This window comes from Rhizobacter sp. P2_H2, assembly GCF_056403375.1.
Genome location: NZ_JBFUFP010000729.1, coordinates 1 through 2,832, shown reverse-complemented (window position 1 = coordinate 2,832; position 2,832 = coordinate 1). Strand labels below are relative to the sequence as shown.

Sequence of the window (2,832 nt, the reverse complement as noted above, 5' to 3'; positions counted from 1 at the left end):
GGGTGCGCGCGGCCGCCACCAGCGTCTCGTAGGTGCCGCCGGCCTCCACCAGCGGCAGCAGCTCCTCGCACAGTGCACGCGCCTCCGGCAACCGGTTGGTCTCGTAGCGCAGCACGGCGAGCGCGGTGGCCGCATTCGCCCACGCCGCATTGCGCGGGCCGTGGCGCGTGCCGGCCCACAGCGCTTCCACGCGGCGCGCGGCCGAGCCGAAATCGCCCTTCGCCCGCTCCACCATCGCCAGCACGCTGCTCGCATAGCCCTCGCCGTACGGGCTGATCGGCTGCAGGATCTCGCGCGCACGCATCGCGAGCCGCCACGCGGCATCGAAACGGTGCGCGCAGAACAGCGCATATGCGCGATTGACCAGTTGCAACCCACGCAGCTGGGCGTCGCCATCGCTCTCGTCGGCGGCCGGCATCTCGACGCCGAGCGCCGCATGCTCGCCGAGCATCGCCTGCAGGATCTGCTGCAGCGTGCGCAGGTGGAAGCCGAACGGCGCGCCGTCGTGCGTCGCCGGGTCCGCGGCCAGGTGGCGCAGCATCGCGCGCGCTTCGTCGAAGCGGCGGCACAGCACGAGGCAGGTGGTGAAGGTCATGCCCAGCGCCGGCCGGGCCAGCAGTTGCTGCGGCTGCAGCCGTTCGCACCAGCGCACCACTTCGGCGATGTCGCCCGATTGCTGCCAGCGTGCGGCGGCGCGTTCCATCAGCTCGGCGCACCACGCCGGTTCGCCGGACTGGAAGGCATGGGTCAGCGCCTCGGTGAAGCGCAGCTGCGCGGCATACCAATGGCTGGCGCGTGCGTGCAAGGCGCGCTGGCGCGCCGGGTCGGCGGCCAGCCGGCTGCGCAGGAAGCCGAGGAACAGCGGGTGGTAGCGGAACGCGAGGCCGTGGCTGTCCTGCGCGGTGACGAAGAGCTGGTGGCGCTCCAGCCGCTCGAGCACTGCCTGCGAGCCGTCGCGGCCGAGCAGCGCATCGCACAGCTCGGCGGTCATCGCGTCGACGATGCTGGTCGAGACCAGGACCTCCTGCAAGGCCGCCTCCTGCTCGCTCAGCACCTCGCGCTGCAGGTAGGCGGCGATGTCGACGTGGCCGCCGTCGAAGTCGCCGTGGACGCCGTGCACGAGCAGTCCGAGCTTGACGCCCGCCGTCCAGCCTTGCGTGATCTCCAGCAATCGCTCGGCATCTTCCCGGCTCAGCGGCTTGGGCATCAGCTTGCGGCCGAGTTGCGTGACCTGGCCGAGGTCGAACGCCAGGTCGCCGCCGTCGAGCACCTCCAGCTGATCGCGCAGCCGCCACGTGGGCAGGTTCAGGCCGGGCACGCAACGCCCCGACAGCACCCAGTGCACACCCGGGGCGCACGCTGCCAGCAGCGTGTCGAGCAATGCGAGGCAGGGCGCGTCCTGCGCGTGCTGCACGTCGTCGATCACGATCAGCAGGTCGCCGCTGCGCTGCGCGAGCAGCGTCTGCAGGGTGGGCACCGCACCATCGGCGCCGGGGCGGGCCGGAGGCTGCACGCCGGCGGCGGCCACGCTGGCCAGCAGCCGCGTCGCCAGCGCCTGCGGGCCCGGCACCGGCCCGTCCAGCGTCAACCAGGCCACCGCGCGCCGTTGCCTGCGGTTGCGGAACCACTGCGTCAACAGCGTCGTCTTGCCGGAGCCGGCCGGCGCGGCCACCAGCACCAGGCGCAGCTTCGAGGCGGCATCGAGCCGCGCCATCAAGGCGGGTCGCGAGACGCTGGAGGGCGCCAGCAGCGGGGGCTCGATCGTCGTTTCTGACATCGCGGCGGCCGGGGGAGGTGAGGCCCTGGTGGGGAGGCGCGGGAGTGTAGCGCCCCCTCCCTGCGGAGGGGGCGCGCCGGCAGGGCGCTCCGTACGATCGTGCGGCGAGCCACCCTTGGGCAGCCCGCCAACCAACAAAGAAACCAGGAGACACCACATGCAAGCGCATCCCATGCCGGGCCGGGGCAGCCCCCGGTCTGCCCTGTCGTTGTCGTCGTCGTTGCGGTCACTGCTGGGCCTCGTCATGGCCCTGTTGTTCATGCCACTGGCGGCGTACGCGCAGGCGCCGTCCTTCATGCAGTTCGAGAGCGGCCCGGTGCGGCCGATGGCGATGTCGCCCGACCGCAGCCGGCTGTTCGTCGCCAACACGCCCAACAACACGCTGGACGTCTTCAGCATCGGCAGCGCCGGCCTGCAACTTGCCGCCCGTGTGCCGGTGGGGCTGGAACCGGTCTCGGTGGCGGTGCGCAGCAACACCGAGGTGTGGGTGGTGAACCACCTGTCCGACAGCGTCAGCATCGTCGACCTGGGCGGCACGCCGCGCGTGGTGCGCACGCTGCTGGTGGGCGACGAGCCGCGCGACATCGTGTTCGCCGGCAACCCGGAGCGCGCCTTCATCACCACTGCGCACCGCGGGCAGCAGCGCAGCGACCCGTCGCTCGCCGGCGTGCCTGGTGCCGGCGACCCGCAGCTCACGACGCCCGGCATCGGGCGCGCCGACGTGTGGGTGTTCAACCCGGCCAGCCTGGGCAGCACGTTCGGCGGCCTGCCGCTGCGCATCATGACCTTCTTCAGCGACACGCCGCGCGCGCTCGCGGTCAGCCCCGACCGCAGCACCGTCTACGTCGCGGCCTTCAAGTCGGGCAACCAGACCACCACCGTGCTGGCGGGAATGATCTGCGGCGGCTTCAACCCGAACCTGCCGTGCCTGGGGCCGAACTTCAAGATCGTGCCCGGAGGCAACCCCGGCCCGAAGACCAATTTCGAAGGCAAGCAGGCGCCCGAGGTCGGCCTGATCGTCAAGTTCAACAAGGCCAACGGGCGCTGGGAAGACG

General features: G+C 71.9%; 2 protein-coding genes. One reads left to right on the top strand and one right to left on the bottom strand.

Annotated elements, in window-relative coordinates; translation table 11 throughout:
• Window positions 1–1,777, bottom strand: a 1,777-nt coding sequence (locus AC1D15_RS25385; protein WP_477828167.1) for a winged helix-turn-helix domain-containing protein, incomplete at its 3' end; no start/stop codon positions are given.
• Window positions 1,778–2,021: 244 nt separating this feature from the next.
• Here AC1D15_RS25385 and AC1D15_RS25380 point away from each other — a divergent pair.
• The coding region (locus tag AC1D15_RS25380) for a YncE family protein (protein WP_477828166.1) at window positions 2,022–2,832 on the top strand (811 nt) is incomplete at its 3' end.